The 24,108-nt window shown below is 61.7% G+C and carries 23 protein-coding genes; 9 read left to right on the top strand and 14 right to left on the bottom strand.

Annotated features, from left to right (window positions below):
- Window positions 1-79 precede the first annotated feature (79 nt).
- Window positions 80-1,396, bottom strand: a complete 1,317-nt coding sequence (locus GMET_RS15220; RefSeq protein WP_004514349.1) for a DEAD/DEAH box helicase — start codon at window positions 1,394-1,396, stop codon at window positions 80-82.
- Between the two features lie 135 nt (window positions 1,397-1,531).
- Between GMET_RS15220 and trmB the strand changes: the two genes are divergently transcribed.
- The 6 genes from trmB (at window position 1,532) to GMET_RS15190 (ending at window position 7,341) form a co-directional block, all read left to right on the top strand.
- The gene (gene trmB, locus GMET_RS15215; RefSeq protein WP_011366135.1) at window positions 1,532-2,167 is read left to right on the top strand and encodes a tRNA (guanosine(46)-N7)-methyltransferase TrmB; all 636 of its coding nucleotides are present in this window, start codon (window positions 1,532-1,534) and stop codon (window positions 2,165-2,167) included.
- Window positions 2,164-3,378 (top strand): tRNA pseudouridine(13) synthase TruD, encoded by a 1,215-nt coding sequence (gene truD, locus GMET_RS15210; protein ID WP_004514347.1) that lies wholly within the window; start codon window positions 2,164-2,166, stop codon window positions 3,376-3,378. Before trmB ends, truD begins: the two co-directional genes overlap by 4 nt.
- A gap of 90 nt (window positions 3,379-3,468) precedes the next feature.
- Window positions 3,469-3,795: a DUF4212 domain-containing protein gene (locus GMET_RS15205; protein ID WP_004514346.1), complete on the top strand. Its 327-nt coding sequence runs from the start codon at window positions 3,469-3,471 to the stop codon at window positions 3,793-3,795.
- A complete protein-coding gene (locus GMET_RS15200; protein WP_004514345.1) occupies window positions 3,788-5,317 on the top strand; it encodes a VC_2705 family sodium/solute symporter in 1,530 nt (509 codons plus the stop codon). The genes GMET_RS15205 and GMET_RS15200 overlap by 8 nt, the downstream gene beginning before the upstream one ends.
- Window positions 5,318-5,341: 24 nt before the next feature.
- Window positions 5,342-6,538: a putative nucleotidyltransferase substrate binding domain-containing protein gene (locus tag GMET_RS15195; RefSeq protein WP_004514344.1), complete on the top strand. Its 1,197-nt coding sequence runs from the start codon at window positions 5,342-5,344 to the stop codon at window positions 6,536-6,538.
- A gap of 5 nt (window positions 6,539-6,543) precedes the next feature.
- On the top strand, window positions 6,544-7,341 hold the full coding sequence (locus GMET_RS15190; protein WP_004514343.1) for a sugar phosphate isomerase/epimerase family protein: 798 nt from the start codon (window positions 6,544-6,546) through the stop codon (window positions 7,339-7,341).
- Here the strand turns inward: GMET_RS15190 and GMET_RS15185 are convergent.
- Entirely contained in the window at window positions 7,331-7,786 is a 456-nt protein-coding gene (locus tag GMET_RS15185) for a universal stress protein (protein ID WP_004514342.1), read from the bottom strand. The genes GMET_RS15190 and GMET_RS15185 overlap by 11 nt on opposite strands.
- A 336-nt stretch (window positions 7,787-8,122) precedes the next feature.
- Here GMET_RS15185 and GMET_RS15180 point away from each other — a divergent pair, with 336 nt between their 5' ends.
- Window positions 8,123-8,905, top strand: a complete 783-nt coding sequence (locus GMET_RS15180; protein ID WP_004514341.1) for an IclR family transcriptional regulator — start codon at window positions 8,123-8,125, stop codon at window positions 8,903-8,905.
- A gap of 14 nt (window positions 8,906-8,919) precedes the next feature.
- Here the strand turns inward: GMET_RS15180 and coaE are convergent, their stop codons facing one another.
- The 3 genes from coaE to GMET_RS15165 form a co-directional block, all read right to left on the bottom strand.
- Window positions 8,920-9,525, bottom strand: coding sequence for a dephospho-CoA kinase (coaE, locus tag GMET_RS15175; RefSeq protein WP_004514340.1), 606 nt, complete (start codon window positions 9,523-9,525; stop codon window positions 8,920-8,922).
- Between the two features lie 80 nt (window positions 9,526-9,605).
- A complete protein-coding gene (locus GMET_RS15170; RefSeq protein WP_004514339.1) occupies window positions 9,606-11,246 on the bottom strand; it encodes a FapA family protein in 1,641 nt (546 codons plus the stop codon).
- A gap of 119 nt (window positions 11,247-11,365) precedes the next feature.
- Window positions 11,366-12,451, bottom strand: coding sequence for an aminopeptidase (locus GMET_RS15165; protein ID WP_238378946.1), 1,086 nt, complete (start codon window positions 12,449-12,451; stop codon window positions 11,366-11,368).
- 283 nt (window positions 12,452-12,734) lie between these two features.
- On the opposite strand from GMET_RS15165, the gene GMET_RS15160 reads away from it, so the two are divergent.
- Together GMET_RS15160 and nuoG are read left to right on the top strand one after the other, a co-directional pair.
- The gene (locus GMET_RS15160; protein WP_004514337.1) at window positions 12,735-14,753 is read left to right on the top strand and encodes a dihydropyrimidine dehydrogenase subunit A; all 2,019 of its coding nucleotides are present in this window, start codon (window positions 12,735-12,737) and stop codon (window positions 14,751-14,753) included.
- A gap of 121 nt (window positions 14,754-14,874) precedes the next feature.
- Complete coding sequence (gene nuoG / locus GMET_RS15155) at window positions 14,875-17,370, top strand: NADH-quinone oxidoreductase subunit NuoG (RefSeq protein WP_004514336.1); 2,496 nt, start codon at window positions 14,875-14,877, stop codon at window positions 17,368-17,370.
- A 140-nt stretch (window positions 17,371-17,510) separates the two neighbouring features.
- On the opposite strand, the gene mltG is transcribed toward nuoG, so the two are convergent.
- From mltG to typA, 9 genes are all read right to left on the bottom strand, one after another.
- A complete protein-coding gene (mltG, locus tag GMET_RS15150; protein ID WP_004514335.1) occupies window positions 17,511-18,587 on the bottom strand; it encodes an endolytic transglycosylase MltG in 1,077 nt (358 codons plus the stop codon).
- A gap of 26 nt (window positions 18,588-18,613) precedes the next feature.
- Window positions 18,614-19,198 (bottom strand): glycerol-3-phosphate 1-O-acyltransferase PlsY, encoded by a 585-nt coding sequence (gene plsY / locus GMET_RS15145; protein ID WP_004514334.1) that lies wholly within the window; start codon window positions 19,196-19,198, stop codon window positions 18,614-18,616.
- Between the two features lie 71 nt (window positions 19,199-19,269).
- Window positions 19,270-19,686, bottom strand: coding sequence for a MauE/DoxX family redox-associated membrane protein (locus GMET_RS15140; protein WP_004514333.1), 417 nt, complete (start codon window positions 19,684-19,686; stop codon window positions 19,270-19,272).
- Window positions 19,686-20,204 carry a rhodanese-like domain-containing protein gene (locus tag GMET_RS15135; RefSeq protein WP_004514332.1) on the bottom strand — a complete coding sequence of 173 codons (519 nt, stop codon included), beginning with the start codon at window positions 20,202-20,204 and terminating at the stop codon, window positions 19,686-19,688. Before GMET_RS15135 ends, GMET_RS15140 begins: the two co-directional genes overlap by 1 nt.
- A 6-nt stretch (window positions 20,205-20,210) precedes the next feature.
- Entirely contained in the window at window positions 20,211-20,555 is a 345-nt protein-coding gene (locus GMET_RS15130; RefSeq protein WP_004514331.1) for a DUF190 domain-containing protein, read from the bottom strand.
- A gap of 11 nt (window positions 20,556-20,566) precedes the next feature.
- The gene (crcB, locus tag GMET_RS15125; protein ID WP_004514330.1) at window positions 20,567-20,941 is read right to left on the bottom strand and encodes a fluoride efflux transporter CrcB; all 375 of its coding nucleotides are present in this window, start codon (window positions 20,939-20,941) and stop codon (window positions 20,567-20,569) included.
- A 7-nt stretch (window positions 20,942-20,948) separates the two neighbouring features.
- Complete coding sequence (locus GMET_RS15120) at window positions 20,949-21,341, bottom strand: nuclear transport factor 2 family protein (RefSeq protein ID WP_004514329.1); 393 nt, start codon at window positions 21,339-21,341, stop codon at window positions 20,949-20,951.
- Window positions 21,341-22,090 (bottom strand): outer membrane protein assembly factor BamD, encoded by a 750-nt coding sequence (locus tag GMET_RS15115; protein WP_004514328.1) that lies wholly within the window; start codon window positions 22,088-22,090, stop codon window positions 21,341-21,343. The genes GMET_RS15120 and GMET_RS15115 overlap by 1 nt, the downstream gene beginning before the upstream one ends.
- 123 nt (window positions 22,091-22,213) lie before the next feature.
- Window positions 22,214-24,010 carry a translational GTPase TypA gene (gene typA / locus GMET_RS15110; protein ID WP_004514327.1) on the bottom strand — a complete coding sequence of 599 codons (1,797 nt, stop codon included), beginning with the start codon at window positions 24,008-24,010 and terminating at the stop codon, window positions 22,214-22,216.
- Between the last annotated feature and the right edge of the window lie 98 nt (window positions 24,011-24,108).

The raw sequence follows: 24,108 nt of genomic DNA, 5'->3' as shown, positions 1-24,108 counted from the left end.
GACGCAATGAACGAAAAAAGGGGAAAGGCTGGTCGGCCTTTCCCCTTTTTCGCTCTATCCATCTTGTTCTGAATGGTTCCTATTCCGGCTTCGGCTTCTCCCCCGCCGGTTTCTTCCGGGGCCCGCGGCGGCGCTTCTTCGCCTCCCCTTCTCCCTCTTTCTTCTCCCCTTCCGGGTGCTTCCGGCCGTGGCGGGTCGGCCCCTTGGCTCGGGTCTCGTGCCCCTTGGGCTTCGGTTTCACCCGCTTGAAGTCGTGGACGAAGAGGTCGTCCTCGGCCCATTCAACCGGGATTTTGTCCTTGATGTACTCGTGGATCGCCTCCAGGTGGAAGGCGCCGTCCTCATCGGCCATGGAGATCGCCTTTCCCTCGGCGCCGGCCCGGGCGGTGCGGCCGATGCGGTGGACGTAGTCCTCGGCGTCCTGGGGAAGGTCGTAGTTGATGACGTGGGAGACCCCGTCGATGTGGAGGCCGCGGGAGGCGACGTCGGTGGCGATCATGATCGGGAGCTTGCCGTTCTTGAAGTCCTCCAGAATCCTCATCCGCTTGCGCTGCTCCACGTCGCCGGAGATGACCCGACAGGGGAAGTCGTTGGCATTAAGCCGCTCGTCCAGGAACTCCGCCTCCCGCTTGGTGTTGACGAAGATCATGGTCCGCTCCATCCCCTTCTTGCGCAGGAGGCCCAGGAGGAGCGGGAATTTCTCCTTGCGCCCCACGTGGTAGAGGACCTGCTCCACCCGCTCGGCGGTCATCTGCTCGGGGGTGACCGCCACCTTTTCGGGGACGTTCATGAACTCGTAGGCCAGTTCCATCACCCGCTGGTTGAGGGTGGCGGAGAACATGAGGTTCTGGCGTTTGTCGAAGGGGGGGAGCCGCCGGAGGATGAAGCGGAGGTCGGCGATGAACCCCATATCGAACATCCGGTCCGCCTCGTCGATGACCAGCACCTCGATCTCCTTGAGGGAGTAGACCTTCTGCTTCAGGTAGTCGATGAGGCGCCCCGGGGTGCCGACCACCACGTCGGCCCCTTCCTTGAGGGCGCTCCGCTGCTTCATGTAGTCGACGCCGCCGTAGATGGCCTGGATCACGAAGCCGCAGTGGGCCCCGAGGGCCTGGGCGTCCTTCTCGATCTGGACGACGAGCTCCCGGGTGGGAGCCAGGATCAGGGCGCGCGGATTGCGGGTTTCTCCCTCCGTGGGGTTCTTCAGGAGCCGGGTGAAGAGGCTGATGAGAAAGGCTGCAGTCTTGCCGGTGCCGGTCTGGGCCTGGCCGGCCACATCCTTACCGGAAAGGGCCAGGGGAAGGGTCTTTTCCTGGATCGGGGTGCAGTCGGTGAAGCCGGTGTCGGCGATACCCCGTTGCACCAGTTCGGGGAGGTTTAAGTCGGTGAATTTCATCTGGTGTTCCTTTTTTTCGTTATTTCAACCAGATAGCTATAGCACAGGAGGTCGGGAATGGCAAGAAAAGCGCTTCCGGGCTTCCGGGCTTTTGTGGTATGGTACGCCCACTTCAACCCCGAGGAACCGACAAGAATGCAGCGCATGATCGAAATCTCTTCACCCTTTTTCCTGAACCCTGACGAACTGTCAACGCCCGCCGATTGGGCCGCCGTCTTCGGCAACGCCAATCCCCTGGCCCTGGAGATCGGCTGCGGCATCGGCGACTTCATCGCCAGGACAGCCGCCGACAACCCCGGCACCAACTATATCGCCATCGACTTTTACAACAAGGGGTGCGACAAGACCTGCCGCCGCCTCGAACGGCTGGCTATTCCCAACGTCCGGGTCGTGCGGGACGAGGCCCGCAAGTTCATCGTCGAGCGCATTCCCAAGGGTTCCCTCTGTGCCGTCCACATCAACTGTCCCGACCCGTGGCCCAAGATGCGCCACCGCAAGCGCCGCCTCGTGAACCGGGAGTTTGCGGCGTTCATCCGCGAGTATCTGGCACCGGGGGGCGATTTCTACTTTGCCACCGACTTCGATGACTACGGCATCGACGTGGCGGAGTTCATGCCGGGAGTGGAGGGGTACGCGAATATGCTCGCCCCGGACCGTTACCGCCACGAGTTGGAAGGGTACCATCTCTCCAAGTACATGATGAAGTTCATGGCCGAGGGGAAGCGGATCTACTTCGTCCACTACCGGAAAACGGCAGAGGGGGCAGCGTGAGCGGCGAGAAGCGCTATCTGACCGCCGGCCTCCCCGGCACCGGAGGCACCATCAAGGAGACCGCCGACGATTTCGTGGTGGAGGAGATTCCCCTCTACCTCCCCTGTGGCGAGGGAGAGCACGTCTACGCCCTCATCGAGAAGCGGGGGGTGACGACCCTGGACGCCATCCGCCGCCTGGCCCGGGCACTGAAGCTCTCCGAGCGGGACGTGGGGTATGCGGGCATGAAGGATGCCCGGGGGGTGACCCGCCAGACCGTGTCGCTCCCCCGGATGAAGCCCGAGGAGGTGCTCGCCCTGGAGCTTCCCGGCATCCGCATTCTCTCCGCGGAACGGCACCGGAACAAGCTGAAGCTGGGGCACCTGGCGGGAAACCGGTTTCGGATCCGAGTCAGGGGGGTGGTGTCCGACGCCGTGGCCCGGGCCGAGGCGATCCTGGCGGTGCTGGAACGGCGCGGCGTCCCCAACCGCTTCGGGGAGCAGCGCTACGGTGCCCAGGGGAACAGCCATCTCATCGGCCGGGCCATGCTGGCCGGCGACTGGTGCGCTGCGGTGGATCTCCTCATGGGCGATCCGGCAAAGGTTACGGGGGAGGCATGGCGGAGCGCCATCGAGGCGTACCAACGAGGGGAACTGGAGGAGAGCCAGCGCCTCTTCCCGGGCCACTGCCGCACCGAGCGGGACGTCATCCAGCGTCTCGTGAAGCGCCCCGACGACTTCGAGGGGGCCTTCCGCGCGGTCAATCCCCGGCTCAGGAAGCTCTACCTCTCCGCCTGCCAGTCGGCTCTTTTCGACCACGTGGTGGAGGCCCGGCTCGACTCCCTCGACACCGTCCAGGAGGGTGATCTGGCCTGGAAGCACGCCAACGGCGCCTGTTTCCTGGTAACGGACCCCGCGGCCGAAGCGCCACGGGCGGAGCACTTCGAGATCTCCCCCACCGGACCCCTCTTCGGCTGCCGGATGATGATGCCCGAGGGTGAAGAGGGGGCGCTGGAACGGTCGCTTCTGGCGGCCGAAGGGGTGGAGCCGGCCAGCTTCGACCTCCCCGGCGGGCTCCGGATGGAGGGGGAGCGGCGACCCCTTCGGGTTCCCCTGGGGGATCCGCGGGCTTCCGCGGACGCTGACGGGCTGGTGCTGGAGTTCTCGCTTCCCAAGGGGAGCTACGCCACGGCAGTCCTGCGGGAGGTCATGAAGGGGGGTAGGCCGGATTGAATTACGCCCGCGGCCTGGAGAAATCGCGGTAAAAGCCGATACAATGTAAAACAGCCGCAATGCAGCCGATTCCCCATGGGGAGGTGCTCTATGGAGCATGATCGCGAGTGGTACGACGTCAACATCTTTCGTCCCCGGAAGGGGTACATGACCGGCGAGGTGGTGATCATCCTCTTCGTCCTCCTTGGCTGGGCTGTGGCCAACTTCGGCGTCCAGGCCATCCTCTGGCTCCTCTCCGAAACTCCCCAGGGGGAGGGTATCCTGACTCGCCTCACCTTCCTTTCGTTCCCCTGGCATTTCTGGTTCACGGCCCAGTTTCTCCCCCTCTGGTTCATCATTCTCTGCATCCTCTTCAATATTTACATCGACCGGCACACGGAGCAGCACAGCAGAAGGAAGGATCGAAGCCATGACTGACGCGGGGCCCAATCTCATACCCCTCATCATTGTCACCCTTGCCCTTGCCTCCTTCATCGTGGCGGGGCTCCGCGCCCGGGCCCGGAGCGCCAGCGATTACGGCATCGGTGGCCGCTACATCGGCCGGATCGGCGGCGGGGCCGCCATCGCCAGCAACTGGATGAGCGCTGCGAGCCTCCTCGGCATGGGGGGACTCCTCTACCTCCACGGGTATTACGCCCTGGCCTACGTGATCGGCTGGACCGGCGGGTACGTACTCCTTCTGGTCCTCATGGCGGGACAGATCCGGCGTTTCGGCAAGTACACGGCGCCGGACTTCGTGGGGGACCGTTACGCGTCGCCCATGGCAGGTCTCATCTCCGCCGGCATCTCCATCACCATCTCGATCATCTACTGCACGGCCCAGTTCAAGGGGATCGGGATGCTCTTCGGCTGGCTCTTCGGCACCGGCTATCGCAACGGCGTGATCCTGGGAGCCGTCGTGGTGGTTGGGTACGTGATCATCTCGGGGGTGCTGGGTGTGGCCCGCAACCAGCAACTCCAGTACACGCTTCTCATTGTCTCCTTCATTCTCCCCCTCATGGTGCTGGCGTACAAGCTCGGCTACTTCTGGGTTCTCCCCCAGTTCGGCTATGGGGTGGCCATCCAGGACCTGAAACGGGAGTTCGGCATCAACTTCGCTGCCCCCTTTGCCTCGGGTTCCCTCTTTCAGTGGATATCCCTCTGCTTCACCCTCATGGTGGGGACCGCAGGGCTCCCCCACGTGCTGTCGCGCTTCTACGTGGTCCCCAACATCCGGGACGCCCGGTGGAGCCTCGTGTGGGGGCTCTTCTTCATCGCCCTCATCTACTGGTCGGCTCCGGCCTACGCCGTCTTTGCCCGGCTTCTGGAGGCCCGAGCCGGAATGACCCTTCCGCCTGCCGCGGCCGAGAAAATGGCCGACCTTATCGTTATAAGGACAGCGGTCATGGGGGGGCTTCCCCCGTGGATGATCGGGATTCTCGCCGCCGGGGCCGTGAGCGCCGCCTTTTTCACCGTGGCCGGGCTCCTCATCACCGGCGCCTCCTCTTTTTCCCACGACATCTACTACCGTTTCATCAACCCCCGGGCGTCGGAGACCACCAAGATGGCCCTCTCCAAAGCGGCGGTGGTGGCCCTGGCCGTGGTGGTGCTGGTGATCGCCATGGACCCGCCGGGACTCATCGCCGAGATTACCGCCGTGGCCTTTGCCCTGGCCGGCAATACCATTTTCCCCGCGTTCCTCCTGGGTATCTGGTGGGGGCGGGCCAACCGCCACGGGGTTATCGCAGGGATGCTGACCGGGGTCGTCATTACCTTTTCGACTCCCCTATTCGGCCGTTTTCTGCCGGTAGTGGCGGATATTTTCCCCCTTACCTCGTCGGCCTTTTTCGGCGCGCCGGCCGTTATCGCCGTAATGGTAGCGGTGTCGCTCCTGACCCCTCCGCCCCCTGAAGAGGTCCGGCGGTTCCTGGCCGAGCAGGTTCACGGCCACATGGACTGACTATGACGGTAAAGGAGCTGTGACATGGCGCTGTTACTAGGTGCGAGGGGGGAGGATATCCTTACCCGGCGCGGGACCGCCGAGTTCATCGAGCAGGTGCGCCAGGGACTCTATGTCCGCATGGCGCACCTGTCGGCCGGGGACGAGGAGCTGCTGCTCTTGGGGGTGAAGGATGCCCTGGAAGAGGAACTGACGGCTGAACAGGGGTGCCGGGAGGATTTTTCCCGTGTCCTGGACGAAGCCGACCAGGCAGAGGATGTCCGGGAGCTCATGCCCATCCAGGACCGGCTGCGGGCCATGGCGGCCGATTACTTCAGCCGTCGCGGATCGGTTGCGGCCTACCACCTTATGCGCACGGTGGCCCTGGACCGGATCACGGGGGCAGTCCTGAGGATAACCTTGAGCCAGATGGCGGCGGGAGGTGTGGGGGTGCCGGCCGGGCGCTGGTGCTGGATGGCCCTCGGCGCTGCGGGGCGGGGGGAGGTGAGCCGGTTCGATGCCTGCGATTTTCTGTTGGTCCACGAGGAAATCGAGGCCGGATCGTCCTTTGTGGGGTTCAGCGGCAGGCCAGCCCCCCTGCTGGAGCGGTTGAGTATTGGCAGCCGCGCGGGTATCACCCCCGCCTCTTCCTCGTGGCGCGGGAGTCTCACGGAGTGGCGCCAGCGGATTGCCGCCAGGGCGGTCGAGGGGGGAGGAGACATGGAGTGGCTCGTCCGCCTGGCCGATCTGCGCCTGGTGGCCGGCGATCCCTCCCTTGCCGCCGAAATGGTCAACCTGGTCCGGTCCGCTCTCTCGGTCCAGATCGATCCCCTGCGGGAGATCGCCCGGCGGACGGCAATGATGCAATCGGGCTTCGACTTCTTCGGCAGGCTCCGGCTGGAGCGGGGGATGTTCAATCTGGCCCTCTACGGTATCGGTCCCCTTGTGGCCAACGTGCGGATCATGACGGTACGCTTCGACATTCAGGAAACGGCGACAACGGAGCGGATCCGGGGACTTCTCTACCAGGGGCGCATTGACGTGGAACTGGCGGAACGGCTCCTGCGGGCCTGGAATTGTTTCTATCGCCATGGCATCCGGCGGGAGATTGCGGGGGAAAACGGCATTCTCGTTGATACCGAAGAATTCGGAGAGGATGCCGAGCGCGAGCTTCACGCGAGCCTCGAAGCGGTGGGAAGCCTCCAGAAGATCGTTTACAGCAGTATCAGTGGGCAGGGGTAGGCGGGATGCGGATATCCCTCTCCACCGGCACCCTCTTTACGTTTCCCCTCGGCAAGGTCATGGCCATTGCCCGGGATGCGGGGTTCGACGGGGTGGAGCTCATCGTCAATCAGGACTTCCAGAAGGTCAACTGCCGCACCCTCATCCGGGAGCTTGCGGAAATCCTGCCGATTCACTCCATGCACGCCCCCTTCATGCCCCTGGATGGCTGGGGAAGCTCCATCGACTCGCTGAAGCGGTGCGTGGAACTCTCGGCCGACTGCGGCGTTCAGCTGGTGAATTTCCACCCCCCCTCGTGGATGGGGTTCGAACTGGGGTTCTGGCGCTGGCTCTACCGGGTGATGGATTTCCAGAAGGAGGTGGGGCAGGGGGGGGTCATCGTCACCCTGGAGAACATGCCGTGGGTGGGGAAACGGGTCAGGATGAACCCCCATATCCTCTCCAGCACGACGAAGTTCATCGACTTCATCCAGGAGCGCAACCTTTTCATGACCTTCGACACCACCCACATGGGGTCGGGGAAGGCCAACTTCATCAACGACTTCTATCTCTGTTACAACAGCGGCCGGATCAGGAACATCCACTTCTCAGACTATGGCCACGGTCGCGAGCACCTGCTGCCGGGACACGGCATCCTTCCTCTTACCCGCTTTCTCAATCATCTGCGCAGCACCGGCTACAACGATACCCTGACCCTCGAACTCTCCCCCGAAGAGTTTCCCCGCGACGAACGGATCATCGTTGAAAGCCTCAGGGAAATTCTCTCCTATCTCCGCAAGGAGACCGAACACCCTATCCCCTGACGATGTAGACCGAGCAGGGGGAGTTCTTCACCACCTTGTGGGAAACGCTTCCCAGAAGTTTCCGTTTCAGGAATCCCTTCCCCGAACTACCGATCACGATCACGTCAATCTGTTCCTTTTCCGCGAAATCAATGAGCTCGTCCGCGGGATCGCCATACACCACCTTGATCTCGAGGGGGATATCCGCCTCCCTGGCGTTCTTCTCGATGACATAGAAGACCCGCTCCCTCAGTTCGTCCCATTCCTTGGTTTCCGTGATGGGAGGCGGGGGGACGAAGTCGGTGAAGGTGCTCCGGGGTGCATTGGGGAGGACCAGCATGGCGTAGATTTTGCTTTTGAACTGGCTTGGGTTCCCCGCAGCCATCCGGACCGCTTCCTCGGCTGCTTTGTCGGAGAAGGGGGAGCCATCAATGGCCACAAGGATTTTTTTACGCAGGTTGAGCATGGAGAATCTCCTGGAATAGAACAGACATGGAGTTGTCCGGGAGTCTCGCCGGCTCCTGGGTAAGGCGGGAAAAATAATCGATTGGGATGAGGTTATGGTATGAGGCCATCGATATCGGCTGACGCTATCTCCGTGAGACGACTATAAAATAAATAATGAGTCTTGACAATTATAAAACGATATTCTACAGTTCAAGGGGTTTTCGTATAAATATATAACGGAGAAGTGGGCCTTGACAATGGAGTGACGGTTTCTGGCAGAGACGTTACCCTTGACTTATTTCCCCTTAAAGCTTATGTAAGAAGGCTTATTTCTTTCTGTGAAAGAGGAGGGCCAATGGCCAAGAAGGATAAATCGGAATATATCATTCAGGCGGTCGATCACGCCCTTGACCTTCTTGAGCAGTTTCATGAAGATGTGGACGAACTCGGCGTTACGGAGCTCTCCAAGCGGCTGAAACTCCACAAGAATAACGTGTTCCGGCTCCTGGCCACCCTGGAGTCGCGGGGCTATATCGAGCAGAACAGGGTTACGGAGAACTACCGGCTCGGGCTCAAGACTCTGGAACTGGGGCAGACCTTCATCAAGCAGATGGGACTTCTGCGCCAGTCGCGGCCGGTGCTCGAGTGGCTCGTCAAGGAGTGCAACGAGACCGCCTACGTGGCGATTCTCAAGGAGCAGAGCATTGTCTATCTGGATGTGGTGGAGACCGACCTCACCGTGCGGGTTGTACCCCGTGTCGGCTCCCGGCTTCCGGCATACTGCACCGCAGCGGGAAAGGTTCAGATTGCATACATGCCCGACGAAGAACTTGATGCCTTTTTCCCTGTCAAAGAGCTCAAGCCGTACACTCCCAATACGATCACCGACCGTGACGTGCTGAGAAAGCACCTGATGGAAGTGGCGGAGCAGGGGTACGCCATCGACAACGAGGAACTCGATCTGGGGGTCCGCTGTGCCGGCGCGCCGATCCGTGACTATACCCGCCGGATCATCGGCGCGGTCAGTCTTTCCGGGCCATCCATGCGTTTTACCGACGAGAGGATGGCAAAGGAACTCATTCCCCTCATTACGCAGGCCGCCGATGAGATTTCCATGAAACTCGGCTACCACAAATAAAAAAACCCCCGGATTTACCGGGGGTTTTTTTCTATTCTCTCCTTCCAAAGGGCAACCACCTGCCGTTCCGTCTCCTCTGACGTCCCCCGGTTGTCAATGACGGCCGAGCCATAGGAAGCCTTTTCGTCCATGGGCATCTGGGCTGCGAGTCGCTGTTCAGCCTCCCCTCGCCCGATTCCGTCGCGCTCCGTAAGTCGAGCGAGCTGTGTCTCCCGATCGGCGTACACTACCCAGATATCGTCAACCCGGTCAGCCGCTCCCGCCTCGATGAGCAGGGGCGCCACGTAAAAGACCGCTGGTGCGTCGGAGCGGCGGGCCTCTGCCAGCCGCGCTTGTGACAGGCGGGCGATGGCGGGATGGGTTATGGCCTCCAGGCGTCGCCGCGCATCCGGATTGGCGAAGACGATGCGCCCCAGCGCTTTGCGATCGATGGTGGCGTCCGGCAGGAGGATCTCCGTGCCGAAGGCGGCCACGATGGCCCGGTGGGCCGGGGTGCCGGGAAGAACAGCTTCCCTCGCGAGGAGGTCGGCATCGATAATCGTGGCGCCGAGTCGTTCCAATATCCGCGCAACGGTACTTTTCCCCGACGCTATCCCACCGGTCAGTCCTATGACTAGCATGGCTCCCTCCCCTGATGACCAGGAACCATTCCATACTTTGTTAAAGCTGTCAATCGGGAAGGGGGCCCGAAGTGGCAGGCTCACTGGGAGGCGACGATGGCGTCATCTTCCAGTCGGAAGGTGATCCCTCCTTCCATGTCATCTTTCACTTCGAGGGTCTTGGTGCCGATGGAGATGACAACGCCGCTCAATACGGCCCGCTCCACGCGTATCAGGGCATCGGAGGCCTGTTCGAGCCTCTTTTCGAGCCGTTTCCTTTCTCCCTTGAGTTCCGATAGCGCCGTCACGAGCTTGTCCTTGGCCTGGCGGGTCTCATTGATCTGCTCGGGGGAGCCTTTGAGTGGGGTAGAGGCAAAGTAGTCAAGTCTCTTGGTCAATTCGTCGAGTTCACGCTCCGCTTCAGCGATCTTCAATTTGACGGTGGAGAGCTTTTCCTTTACGTGGGGATTAACCCCCACGCTCACTGTGGTGTGGACTCCCGCGTGGGAACCGAGGGTTACTGCCTGGATCCGCGATACCGCCTGACAGGACCCGCCGATGATGTGCCCTTTCGTGGTCCCCTCCTGGCCCACCACAACCTGGGTGCCGGCCACCAAGTTGCTTTGCATGGCAAATCCTGCAATCTGGATCATGCCGCCGGCCTCCACAAGGGAGTTTTCCACAAAGAGCGCCTCAATGTTACCCTTTGCGCGGATCAGGGCGCGTTCTTGGCCTGACTTACCCTTGGGGTCCCGGTTCTCTCCCGGGCCGATTATCCCTCCCCGCACCACAATGTCCCCCTCCGCCTCAAGGGTGGCCCCTTCGACGACACCGCCGACGGTGATGTCGCCCGTGGCGCGCACCGTCATCCCCGGGGTAATATCCCCTGAAATGTCGACGGAACCCTTGAAGCTGATGTTGCCCGATGAAAGGTCGACATTTTTGATCTTTATGACCGGCTCGATCATGACGCCGTTGGCCACGAGCACCGGTTGTCCGTCGATGGCGGCAATGAGAAGGTCGGGGTCGTCGGGGGCAAAGGTCGTGCCGGGCAGGTTCGGGGTAAACTTGAGATCCTTTGCCGGTGGTGCCGGGACCTCCTTTCCCATGATGTTGGTACCCGGCTTTCCCGGGGTCGGAGGAATCCGGCGCATGAGGGGATCACCCGCCTTGACGCTGCTGATCTCTCCCCTGTCACGATAGTCGACGGTTTCGTTGTCCTGAAGTTCGGGTTGCCGGTCGCGTGCCTGGGGGATCAGGCTTACCAGTTCTGCGTCGGTCCCCTGCTCAGGGGGAATTCCCCGCGCAATGAGCAGGTCCGTGGCCTCGCCGGCCTCTATGGCCGTCTCGATTTCATCTGTGAGGACTCCATAGATAACCCCCTGCTCTCTGAGGGCCTGGTGCAGCTGTTCCGGGCATACCGGTTTCCCGCCATAGGGGCGGGTCAGGGTCAGATAGGCCTCGATGTTGTCAGGAGTGTTGCGGATGATGTAGGTCCCGTCGCGTTGTTCGCCGACATCGTAGACGAACTCCTGGGTGGCGGCATTATAGCGCTTGATGAGCTCCACGAGGGCATGGTCGTAGATGAAGAGATCGGCGAAGCCGCCGGCGACGAGGGCATGCCTCAGGAAGCCGAGGTTCACGGAGGCTTTCTCGGCCGCAGGCACATAGATGGCCTTGAGCTTGCGGTCATCGGCGAGCCTGAAGGTGAGACCCGAAGGGTTTGAGGGGGATTCTCCCATGCTTCCACCTTACTCGGTTGGGTGTTGTTGAGTCTCTCTGAAGACGTGCGTCTATAGGCATACTCATCGGATGGATGTAAAAAAACTTGAGCCACCCCAAGCAATTTGTGTGAAGGGGATTAGAGCAAAAGCGTACCGTCCCTCAACAGCACCGTGGGGGAGCCATTAGCGGCTACGGCGGTAAGGGTTGGTCGGTAGAAGACGTAGTCCTCGTGAAACGGCGTCTGGACCGTGCCGCCGAAACCTGAATTGTCACCGAGGGCGATGTGGATAGTGCCGAGAATCTTCTCTGCTTCGAGTATGTTGTCGGGCCTGGTAGCACGGTCATTGGTTCCAATGCCGAGTTCGGCGATGTTGCGGTTTTTTCCGTTCTCGGCGAACCGGCGTTCAAGCCACTCCCGATGGGGTTCGTCGCCGCGGATATCGGTAACGATTCCGTTGCGCACGATTAGTTCCACGGAGGAGGAGAGCTTTCGGGTCGGTCCATACTCCAGCACCATGACCCCTTCGCTTGTCCCTTCGAGGGGGGCCAGGTAGACCTCGCCGGCCGGGAGGTTGCCGAAGCTTCCCGGTGCGGTCAGGAGGCCGTCGTCTCCCTCGGCCTGTCGACCCGCCTTGCCGATCCGCATCCGCGTCCCGTTGGGGGTTTCAATAAGGATTTCCGTTGCTTCGTTAACTGCCGCCGCAAGCTGTTTGGTCCGTTCTGCCAGGGCATGCCAGTCGACCTGCATGGAGGTGAAGAACATTTCGGGATCGAAGTGGGGAAGACTTGCGAAGCGTCCTCCGGCCGCGTTCACGAGGGACCGGAAGCGGGTATGGCTCGTTGAGTTGTTTGCCAGGGCCACCACCACGTCAACCACGTCACGACGGGAGGCGAGTATCAGTTCCCTGGAGCGCTCAACATCGTCCGCTGTAGCCTCTTTTGCCAACAGACGCGGCAGGATGCCCTCGGCGGCAAGCGTGTCGACAATGCCATTCCCGAAGGCTGACCGCCAGAGAGTTTCCGGCGGCTCGGCTCCCGATGCGGCAGTTGCGGGGAAAGAAACGAAATCCGTCCTTCCGTACGTTGTTTCCGCGAAACGGGCGGCTTCCTCCGCTACCTGCAATAGGCGTTCGCGGCGGTTCCGCTCGGAAGGGATTGGTGCCTCGTCGATGCGGATCGTGTCACTGAAAACAAGTACCCGTTCTCCGCTACGAATCCCCATATTAATCTCAAATAGCGATCTGAAAGCATCCTGATACATTACAGGCTCCTTTTCCGTATGGATGGGTCACGACTGGTGGCTGTCCGGGAACTATACCAGAGGGGGAGAGGTGGAGCAATCATAAGGGAAAACCAATGATTTGTTATTTTTTCCCTTGATTTATCAAAGGATGTTGTGATAGATATTGCATACTGTATACAATTGTGGCTAGCTAAAACAATTAATAAATATAAGTGGTTAAGTGATATAGATCCTGTCTGTGAAGGTCTGAACGGAGGCGTGCGTGGCACAGGTGGTTTTTTCGAGCTGGGGAGGGACTGTCGTCGATAATCGCGCGGGTAGCGAGGCGAAGGACGCAAGCTTCAGGCTCCCGACTACCCTGGACGGTGACCGGGCGTTGGCCGCCTTTATGGGGTGGGACGGCATCATTGTTTTCGATAAGGGTGTCGATGTGCCGGCCATGGCCGCGGAATACATGAAGAGGGTGCAGACCCTGTACTGTTGCGGTAAGTGCACTCCGGGCAAGAAGGGGACCCGTGTCCTTATGGACGCATTGGCCGCCATCGTCGAGGGGAGAGGGACTGAAGCCCAGCTGGATACTATTGCCGATCTGGGTGATCTCCTGGCAAACTGCAAGTGTACCCTCTGCCAATCGTCCACGGTGCCGGTCATTGATGCGGTAAAGCATTTCCGCGATGACTTCCTTGCCTACGTCAATGGCGCCAAAAAGCCCACGGCAAGCCATCGCTATATCGAGAAGTACACCGCCCCGTGCATGGACCGCTGTCCCGCCCATATCGACATCCCTGCGTACATCGAGGCCATCAAGGAATACCGCTTCGACGAATCGCTTCACGTCATCCGCGATAATATGCCTCTTCCCTCTGTCTGTGGACGGGTTTGCCCCCATCCGTGCGAAACCCACTGTCGTCGCAAAAACGTGGATGATTCGATCAATATCATGGTACTCAAGCGCTCTGCGTCCGACTATGAGTGGATGCATAATGTTGCGCCTCCCATGAAGCCGAAGCCCCGCAAGAATAAGACGGTTGCCATTGTCGGGGCCGGGCCTGCCGGCCTTGCCTGTGCCTATTACCTGGCCCTGGAAGGATATCCCTGCACCATCTACGAAGCTCTTCCCGAAGGGTATGGCGGCGGCATGATCGCCGTGGGTATCCCCCCCTACCGGCAACCGCGGCATCTGCTGCAGCGGGACATCGATATTATCGCCTCCATGGGAGTTGAGATCATCTACAACACCCGCATCGGCGTTGATATCTCCCTCGAAGAACTCAAGAGCAAGTACAATGCTGTCTTTCTCGCTCCCGGCGCCCACCGCTCGAAGCCCATGGGGGTCGAGGGTGAGGACAAGGGGTACAAGGGGTTCCTCAGGGGAGGGATCGATTTCCTCCGTGAGGCCTATATGGGGCGCCCTACCGGCATGGGTAAGAAAGTGGTTGTCGTGGGCGGCGGTAACACTGCCATCGACTGCGTCCGTGTTGCTCTGCGTGAAGGGGCCGAGGAGTCGATCCTCCTTTATCGCCGCTCCAGGAAGGAGATGCCGGCCGACGTGTGGGAGGTGGATGGCGCCGACGAGGAGGGGGTACGCTTCGAGTTTCAGGTGCTTCCCACCAAAATCATCGTCGACCAGAACGAACAGGTTACTGGCGTCGAGTGTGTCCGGATGGCCCTCGGAGAGCCCGACGCCTCAGGGCGCCGTCGTCCCGAACCGGTTCCCGGCAGCGAGTTCGTGGTTGAGTGCGATACGGTCATCCCGGCCATCGGTCAGGACCCGGACCTCTCGTTCATTCCCGAGAACATGGGGATCGACATCACCAAATGGAATACCGTGGTCACCAAGTACATTCCCCTCAAGGACGCAGCGGGCAAGGATCTGAAGGATGGTATGGGGAACCCCCTCGTCCGGACCCTCATTACCGACCTGGACGGCGTCTTTGCCGGTGGTGACGCCGAGATCGGTCCGCTGACCGTCGTTGCCTGCATCGGCAATGCCCACCGGGCGGCACGGGTCATCCAGCGCTGGCTGGAGGAGGGAAAGGTGTACCTGACCGACGACGAGTTCATGGAGGACATCCTTACCAACCTGCCGGTCTACGACAAGGGTGAAGCGGTGCCGTGGCTCGACTCGGTTGAGAGGGCGCACCAGGCCGAAGTTCATGGCCGGGAGCGGGCCAGCAAGGGGAACTACCAGGAAGTCGAGCTCGGTTTTGCCGACAGTCAGGCGATCCGCGAAGCAGAGCGTTGTCTGCGTTGCTACCGCGTCGCTATGGCTGCGGTCTAATCCACACAAGTCAGCATGTCACTTCGGCCCAAGGCCGGGGCCATGGCGGCCCGGGAGTCGGTGACGACCCCGGGCGCTGGTGTGTCCCGGGTCTGGGCCGCTTTCCAGGGGTGAAACGGATATGGTCAGTCTTACAATCGACGGGAAGGACATCTCGGTAGCCAAGGGGAGCACCATCCTTGACGCGGCGGCGCAGCTTGGCATCACGATACCGACTCTCTGCTGGCTCAAGAAGGTATCGCCAACAGGCGCGTGCCGCGTCTGCGCGGTGGAGGTGGAGGGTGTCGACCGCCCCATGACCGCCTGCAACACGCCGGTCAAGGAGGGAATCAAGGTAACGACCCAGTCGGAGAAGCTCTCCCGGATCCGTCAGAAGATCATGGAGCTGATGCTGGTCAACCACCCCCTCGACTGCCCCGTCTGCGACGCCGGCGGCGAGTGTGATCTTCAGAACTCCTGCTACGGTCTGGGGGCATCACGCCAGGAATACTCGGCGCTCCTGGAACGGCGGGAGATCCGCTACAACTGGCCCCTCATCGAGAGCGATCCGAACCGCTGCATTCTCTGCGAGAAGTGCGTCAAGGTCGACCACGAGGTCGTGGGATGCGATGCCATTGCCGTGGTGAACCGGGGCGAGGCGACGATCATCGATACCATTGACGGCAAGCCCCTCAACTGCGAATTCTGCGGCAACTGTGTCGGTGCCTGCCCCACCGGTACCCTCATCAGCAAGCCTTTTAAATTCCGTGGCCGTCCCTGGGCCTTTACCGTAACCAAGAGCGTCTGTGCCTTTTGCTCCACCGGATGCCAGATCGAGTATCACACCCGCAACGGCCGCGTCGAAAGGGTCACGAGCGACGACGATAACTTCAACAGCGGCAATCTCTGCATCAACGGCCGTTTCGGGTACAGCTACATCAATTCCTCCGACCGCCTGACACAGCCCCTGGTGCGGGGCGAGAAGGTGGACTGGAACGCCGCCATGGGGACTGCCGCGACGGGGCTCAAGGAGATCGTCGCCAATTATGGTCCTGACGCAGTGGCTGGTTTCGGTTCGCCGCGGGTCACCAACGAGGAGAGCTACCTCTTCCAGAAACTCTTCCGGAACGCCTTGGGGAGTGGCAACATCGATTCCGAGGCGCGGCTTGGCTTTGCCCAGGCCCAGAAGGCGCTCCGTGAGCGGTTGGGCCTTCGGGGCGCCAGCGCCACCATCGACGCCATTGACAGGGCCGGTGCAATTCTTGTCTTCGGTTGCGATCTGAACGCCGAGGCAACCGGCATAGAGTATCGGGTAATCAAGGCTGCCACCAAGAACGACGCAAAGCTGGTCCTCGCGAACATGCGGGACGTGAAACTGAAGAAGTTTGCCAACAGCCACCTCAAGTACCGGCCGGGGAGCGAGCTGGCCCTCATCAATGCCCTCACACGGGTCGTGCTCGACGAAGGTCTGCAGGACAACGATTTTGCCTCAGCCCGCATTGCCAACCTGGCCGAACTGACTGCAGCCCTCGGCACCGTATCGGTTGCCGATGCCGCAGCTGCCGTCGGTCTGTCCGAGGCCGAGCTTCGCGCTGCCGCCCGGCTGCTCGGCAAGAAAAAGAGCGTGGCCGTTCTCTTCGGCGCCGATCTTATGCGGAGTAGCGGAGCCGATGAAGCCGTGAATGCTCTCGCGAATCTTGCCATCGTCCTGGGTGCCCTCGGCAAGGAAACGGGGGGCCTTTTCCCTGTCTATGAAAAGACCAATATCCGCGGTCTCCTCGACATGGGCGTTGCACCTGACATGCTTCCGGGGTACGCGGCACCGGCGGTTGCGGGCAAGGATCTCTGGCAGATCGTCGAGGGGATCGAGCAGGGAAGCGTCAAGGCCCTCTATCTCCTCGGGTGTGATCCCGTCGCCTCCTTCCCCGAGGGCGAGAGGATTCGGGCAGCCCTCGGCAAGCTGGAGCTTCTCATCGTCCAGGACCCGTTCCCCGGCGAGTCGGCGAAGCAGGCCCATATTGTCCTCCCCTCTTCGGTGGCGGCAGAAAAGAGCGGAACCTTCACCACCATTGACGGCCGAGTCCAGTCCATTGCCAAGGCAGCCAACCCTCCTGGCGAGGCCCGCGAGGACTGGGACATTCTGACCGAACTCTGTAACCGGCTGACGGGTGAGAGCCGTCCGGCGTCCCCGGCATCGATCATGGCCGAGATTACGGCACTCGTTCCAGGGTACGGGGCCGATGTGGTACTGCCGGCGGGCTTCCCTTCCGCTGGGCCGGTTTCCCTCGCCGTTTCGAAGGATGTACGTCCGGTTCAGTCTCAGCAGGCCCCTCTGCTTCTTGCTGGCGCTATCCTTTACCATAGCGGCACCACCACCACCTGGTCGAAGAACAACCTTGAGATTGTGCCGGCCGGCTACGTGGAGATCCACCCCGACGACGCCGCCAGGCTGGGCGTGTCGGACGGTTCCTCGCTTCGTATCTCTGCGGGTGCTGTGAGTGTAAACGCCCCCGCGCGGGTTTCGGGTAAGGTACAGGCTGGTCTCCTCTTCGCGCCTTCCCATTTCCGCGCCATGAACGTCAATGCCCTCCTCGGGAAAGGGGCCGGTGTGGTGCCGGTAAAGGTGGAAAAGGCGTAACCGGCCTTTTGCCCGAGAAAAAAGCACGAAACCCCGCCGTACGAAACGGCGGGGTTTTTTGTTTTTGGAGGCGCGCGAACACTATTGCTGACAGGCCGGTGTCCCTGGGTTTCGGTTCCGGTCGCACTGGTTAGCGCTGTTCAGTTGCCACGGTTCGTCTTCAGGTAGGTGGCGACAGCGGCGTTGTGCTCGTCGAGGCTGGTGGAGAAGTGATGGGTGCCGTCTTTCTTTGATACGAAGTACAGGTAGCGGGTGCGGACCGGGTTGAGGGCGGCCTCAATCGCTCCCTTGCTTGGATTGCCGATGGGGCCGGGGGGGAGCCCGGCAATGAGATAGGTGTTGTAGGGCGTTTGGCGCTCGATGTCCTGCTTCGTGACGGCGCTGGCGAAGGCCCTGACGCCGTAGACGGCGGTGGGGTCGCTCTGGAGGCGCATTCCCTTGGCAAGCCGGTTGTGAAAGACCGACGAGATGAGTGGGCGATCCGTGGCAACTACAGCCTCTTTCTCGATGAGAGAGGCGAGGGTTACAACCTGAAAGGGGGTCATGCCGATGCGGCGCGCAGCGTCGGCGAGTTGACCATCGCAGACCTTGTGGAACTGGGCCGTCATGGCCCTGATAAGTGCTGCCTCGTCCATGGTGCGCGTCACATCGTAGGTGCTCGGGAAGAGATACCCTTCGACGCTTTTCCCCTCAATCCCCAGTTCGGTCAGGAGCGCAGGGTCGGTGGCAGCCTTGAGGAACCCTTCTTTGCTAAAGAGTTTCTGACTCTCAAGGAGTTCTGCCAGTTGGTGGATGGAGTATCCTTCGGGGACGGCGAACCGGCGCACCGCGACCTCACCGTTGAGCATCATGCGGAGGATTTCCCCGGGCCGCATTCCGTTGCTGAACTGGTATTCCCCTGCCTGGAGTTTTCCTGATACTCCCTTGAGACGGGTATGGATGACAAAGATGCGGGCACTGGAGACAATCCCGTCCCGTTCGAGGTCGGCGGCGATCCTGGCGACCGATTCCCCCTTCGCAAAGTCGACGATCCGCACTGTCTTGCCGTCGCCGGCAGGTAGGGCGAGAAAGAATAGATAGCGGGCAGGGAGGACCAGGAGCAGAAGGAGGGCAAGGGCCGACGCCGCCAGAATACGGCGATCTTTCAGTACGAAACGCCGGGGCGGCTGATCACCGGTTTCGCCGGGGGTATCTTTTGGTGGTATGGACTCTTCCATGGAAGCAGGGTATCACTGAGTGCGTGTCATGCCTTGAAGCGGTTTTCCGTGCCAGCCCGCAGTCGCTGGATGTTCTCCCGGTGTTTCCAGATGACCAGAAGAGCGATCACAACGGTCACGCCAACGAGGGGGGGGCGCCCGCTCAGAAAAGCCACGACGGGCGGCATGGCTGCCGCGGCTGTTATGGAGCCGAGGGAAATGTAGCGGGACGTGGCGACAACGGCGACAAAAATGCCGAGGGCGATGAGCACCGCCAAGGGGGCAAGGCCGAGAAAGACACCGAGGGCCGTGGCCACCCCCTTCCCCCCCTTGAAGCCGAGAAAGACCGTGTAGACGTGCCCCAGAAAGGCAGCCAGCCCCGCAAGGGCAATCCAGAGGTCGGTCATTCCCAGGTATTTGGCGGCGAGGACCGGGATCAGCCCCTTGAGACAGTCCCCCACCAGGGTGGCGATGCCGACGGAGCGGCCCAGGGTGCGGTAGACGTTGGTGGCGCCGATGTTGCCGCTGCCGGTGGTCCGGATGTCGACGCCGGCAGCCTTGGCCAGCAGGAGTCCCGTGGGTATGGAGCCGAGGAGGTATGCTCCGGCCAGGAGAAGAATTTCGATCAGCATGTGCAACTCCGACAAGTCATAAAAACGCCGGGAATAGTACCCTAATTCAGCGCCAGGGGCAAGGGTGCGGCTTACTTTGTCCCCCTCCGGTAGACGAAGACGGCGGCCACCAGGAGCATGGTGTCCCGGAAGATGGCGGTCCAGGCCGTGGTCTTCTCTCCCCCCTGCTTGAAGCAGCCGCAGTCGATATCGAGGCCCCGCACAACCGTGGAGAAGAGGAGGACGATGAAAAACGCATTCATGCAGGCCACGAGGGCCGCCGCGCTCCGGGCTCGCCAACCGGTGACGAGGAGGGCGCCGCAGATGACCTCGACCCACGGCAGGATGGCCGCCACCAAGTAGTTGCCGGCATAGGGGAGGACCTGGTAGTTGGCGATGCTGCCGGCAAAGGCCGCTGGGGTGATGATCTTGATGACTCCGGCGTAGAGGAAGAGGGCACCGAGACCCACCCGGAGGACCGCGGTGAGGTGTTTCTTGACCGGTTCCATTACTTGTCCCCCTTCGTCACGGGGTGGCCCGCGTCCTGCCACTCGGGGTATCCCCCCTCGTAGACGAAGACCTGGGTGAAGCCGGCCGCCAGGAGTTTCTCGCCCAGGAGTTTACTGTCATGGCAGTCGTAGCCGCCGCAGTAAACCACGAGGAGTTTGTCCTTGGGAGTCCGGTCGGCAAAGGGAGTGATGAGACCGCCGGCCTCACCCACGGGGAGAGACATGGCGCCCTTTATGTGACCCTTGCGGTAGGCCTCCCGGTCCCGGGCGTCGATGATGATCGCCTCGCCGGTATCGAAGAGCTCCTTCACCTGCATGAGCCCCAGGGGGAGGGCTGCGGCCGCAGTTGGGGCCGCTGCCGGGGCACCCTTGGGCGCCGCGGGCGTTTGCTGGGCCTTGACCCCTTCTCCCCGGAAGACGTTCAGGAGGAGCCGGTGGTTCCAGGCGATGCCGATCACGGCGGCTATGAGGACGATCGCCGCCATCTCGGCTGCGAGGCGCTTCGCGTCTGACTTCATGGGATGTTACTCCTCCCTGCGATGGTCGTAGTGGATGACCGTGGCCTTTTCCAGCGTAATCATCCCGCCGCTCATCATGGCATCAATCTTCGGCATGATGGCGTCGAACCGCTCCTGGGAATCCACCACTTCCACCACGAGGGGAAGGTCAGCGGAGAGCCGGAGGAGCTTGTCGGTGTGGTAGACGCTGCGGGCACCGAAGCCGGCCACTCCCCGCAGCACCGTGGCTCCCGCGAAACCCTCCTGCCGGAAGAGTTCCACGAGGGCTTCGTGGAGGGGCTTGCGGCCATGCTTGTCCCCTTCGCCGATGAAGATGCGCATGAGAACCTGTTCGCCGATGAGTTTGGTCATGGGATCTCCCGTTACAGGTGCCGTGCCGTCATGATGCCGAGCCAGGTGCAGGCGAGGCAGACCAGCACGCTGGCAAGGACGTTCACGGCCGCGGTGATGAACTCGCCGTCTTCCAGGAGCCGGAACGTTTCGTAGCTGAAGGTGGAGAAGGTGGTGAGCCCCCCGAGGAAGCCGATGGTGAGCCCGATCCGCAGTTCCTGGGGAATGAGGGTCGTCCGGAGGCTGAACTCCATGATGAGGCCGATGAGAAAGGCTCCTACCACGTTCACCGTCAGGGTACCGTAGGGGAATCCCCTGCCGACAAAGGCGTAGACCCATCCCGCGAGGAGGTAGCGGGCAAGGCAGCCGAGGGCGCCGAAAAGGGCTATGGCAACAATGGTCAGCATGGGGCGGTCAGATGCCTCCGACGATCTTCCAGTCCTTGGCCTCGCGATGGAGCAGGATGGTCTCTTCGCCGGAAAGTTCCAGGGGTTTCCCGGCGGTCGTCACCTTCATGGCGTAGCGACTGTTCACCGTGGCGTTATCGCCATTGACCGCAATGGCGCGGCTGAGCGAGCGGTAGGAGACGGGGCCAAAGGCGGCGAGGGTTTTTGCGATCTCAGCCCGCTTGGTCCGGGCGTCAATGCCCTTGTCCCGGTAAGCGGGGGAGATGAGCGATGCGTAGCGGGCAACGTCGGCCGTTGCCAGTGCCCGTTCCCGCTGCCGCAGCACCTCTTCGATGGAGCGATCTTCCCGGGCGCAGCCGGCAAGGGCCAGGAGGAGCAGGGCTACCAGCGGAGCGCGCATCAGAAGTTCTTATCCATGAACTTCCGGGCCTCGTCCACGTATTTGCTCGTCCGGTACTCGGCGAAGAGGCGCTGGAAGGCATCGCGCCCTTTGGCCTTGTCGCCGGTGCGGATATAGGCCGACCCCAGATAGAAGAGGGTTTCGTCGTGGGCCGGCGAGCGGGGATACTTCTTCAGGGCATCCTCCAGGCGCTTGATGGCTGCCCCGTACTGGTCAGTACGGTAGTAGAACCGCCCCACATAGATTTCGTGCTCCACCTGCTTGAGGCGGCAGACTTCGAGCTTGTCCCGCACCTCCGCGGCGTACTCGGAGGACGGGTAGATCCGGAGGAACGATTCGAACAGGGTCACCGCGTTGGATACCGGCGTCTGGTCGGTGTCGATGCCGGTGATCTGCTCGTATTGGCTGAGAGCCTGACGGTAGAGGGCGTAGGGAGCCTTTTCGTGGTTGGGGTGGAGCTTGCGGAACTCTTCGTAGGAGGCGGCCGCCTCGATGTAGCTCTTGTCGGCGAATTGGGCGTCGGCGATCTTAAGCTCGGCCTCGGTGGTGAGTTCCGGCGAGGCATAGCTCTCCCGCACCTTCTTCCACTGGGCGATGGCGTCCTCGTAGCGGCCGGAGGTCTGGAACTCTTCCGCCGCCTTGGCCATGGATTCGGGATTGCGGCTCACCGCGTCCGGAGTGGTGGCGCAGCCGGCGACCACAAGGACGAGGAGGAGAGGGAAAAGAGAGCGTCTCTGGATACGGTTCATGGGGTCCCGCCTTCCGATCTGGTATCAGGGGAAAAGTAGTGAAATCCCCTGATAAAGTCAACGCAAAGTTCCGTCCCGTCCCCTGGGGCCAACAGTCGCCCAGAGGGCGGGACGGCAGATGCGTTACTTGCGCTTGCGCCGGTTCGGGTCCAGCTCCTTCTTCCGGAGCCGGATCGACTGGGGGGTTACCTCCACCAGCTCATCGTCGTCGATGAACTCCAGGGCCTGCTCCAGGGTCAGGATGCGGGGCGGGGTGAGCTTGATGGCGTCGTCGGAGCCCGAGGCCCGGACGTTGGTGAGCTTCTTCCCCTTGCAGGGGTTCACGTCCAGGTCGTTGTCCTTGGCGTGCTGGCCGATGATCATGCCACCGTAGACCTCGACTCCTGCCCCGATGAAGAGGATGCCCCGGGGCTGGAGGCCGTCCAGGGAGTAGGCGGTGGTCTCGCCGTTCTCCATGGCGATGAGGACCCCGTTCTTGCGTCCCGGGATGTCGCCCTTGTAGGGGGCGTAGTCGTGGAAGGTGTGGGTCATGACCGCGGTGCCCCGGGTCTCGGTGAGGAGCTCGCCCCGCAGGCCGATGAGTCCCCGGGCCGGCACGATGAACTCAAGGCGCACCGTCTCCCCCATGGGCTGCATGGAGGTCATCTCACCCTTGCGGGGTCCCATCTTCTCGATGATGGACCCCTGGAACTCGGAGGGGACGTCCACCACCAGGTACTCCATGGGCTCCATCTTCTTGCCGTCCAACTCCCGCATGATGACCTCGGGCTTGGAGACCGCCATCTCGAACCCTTCGCGCCGCATGTTCTCGATGAGGATGGAGAGGTGGAGCTCGCCGCGACCCGAGACCTTGAAGGTGTCGGCGTTCCCGGTATCCTCGACGCGCAGCGACACGTTGGTCCGCAACTCCTTGTCGAGGCGGTCACGGATGTTGCGGGAGGTGACGAATTTCCCCTCCTTGCCGGCGAAGGGGGAGGAGTTGACGATGAAATTCATGGCGATGGTCGGCTCGTCGATGGAGACGTAGGGGAGGGCCACGGGATTGTCGGCGGCTGCCAGGGTTTCGCCGATACCCACCTCATCAAAGCCGGCCACGGTGACGATGTCGCCGGTGCACGCTTCCGGAACCTCTACCTGCTTGAGCCCCTCGTAGCCCAGGAGTTTCGAGATGCGGCTCCTGACGATGCTGCCGTCGCGGCGCACCAGCGCCACGGTTTCGCCGCTCTTGACGCTGCCGTTGAAGACCTTGCCCGTGGCGATGCGGCCGATGTATTCGTTGTAATCAATGTTGGTGACCAGCAACTGGAACGGTAATTTGGCATCGCCGGAGGGGGGGCGGACATTGGATTCCACCACGGCGAAGAGGGGTTCCATGCTGGATGAGTCGGAGGTGAGGTCCAGTTTGGCGAAACCGAGCTTGGCACTGGTGTAGACGATGGGGAAATCCAGCTGCTCGTCGTTGGCGTTCAGCTCACAGAAGAGGTCGAAGACCATATCGACGACTTCGTCGGGACGGGAACCGGGGCGGTCGATCTTGTTGATGACTACGATGGGCTTCAGGCCCAGATCGAGGGATTTCTTGAGCACGAAACGGGTCTGGGGCATGGGGCCGTCCAGGGCATCCACCAGCAGGAGCACCGAGTCCACCATCTTGAGCACCCGCTCCACCTCGCCGCCGAAGTCGGCGTGGCCAGGGGTGTCGATGATATTGATCTTGTAGCGGCCATGGTGCACCGAGAGGTTCTTGGCGAGGATGGTGATCCCCCGCTCCTTCTCCAGGTCGTTGGAGTCCATGACCCGCTCGGTGATGGCCTCATTCTCGCGGAAGACCCCCGCGTGCTTCAGCATGGCGTCGACCAGCGTGGTTTTGCCGTGGTCGACGTGGGCGATGATGGCGATGTTCCTGATCCGTTCTTGCATGGGTGGTGCGTGCTCCTTCTGCCGTGAGGCGATAGATTCAAGGTGGTGGAGGCAAACGAAAAAGACGAGCATCGGCTCGTCTGAAAAAACGCCATAGT

The sequence above is a fragment of the Geobacter metallireducens GS-15 genome, from assembly GCF_000012925.1.
GTDB classification, from domain to species: domain Bacteria; phylum Desulfobacterota; class Desulfuromonadia; order Geobacterales; family Geobacteraceae; genus Geobacter; species Geobacter metallireducens.
The sequence above is the reverse complement of the archived record's forward strand: the minus strand, read 5'-3'. Positions and strand labels throughout refer to the sequence as shown.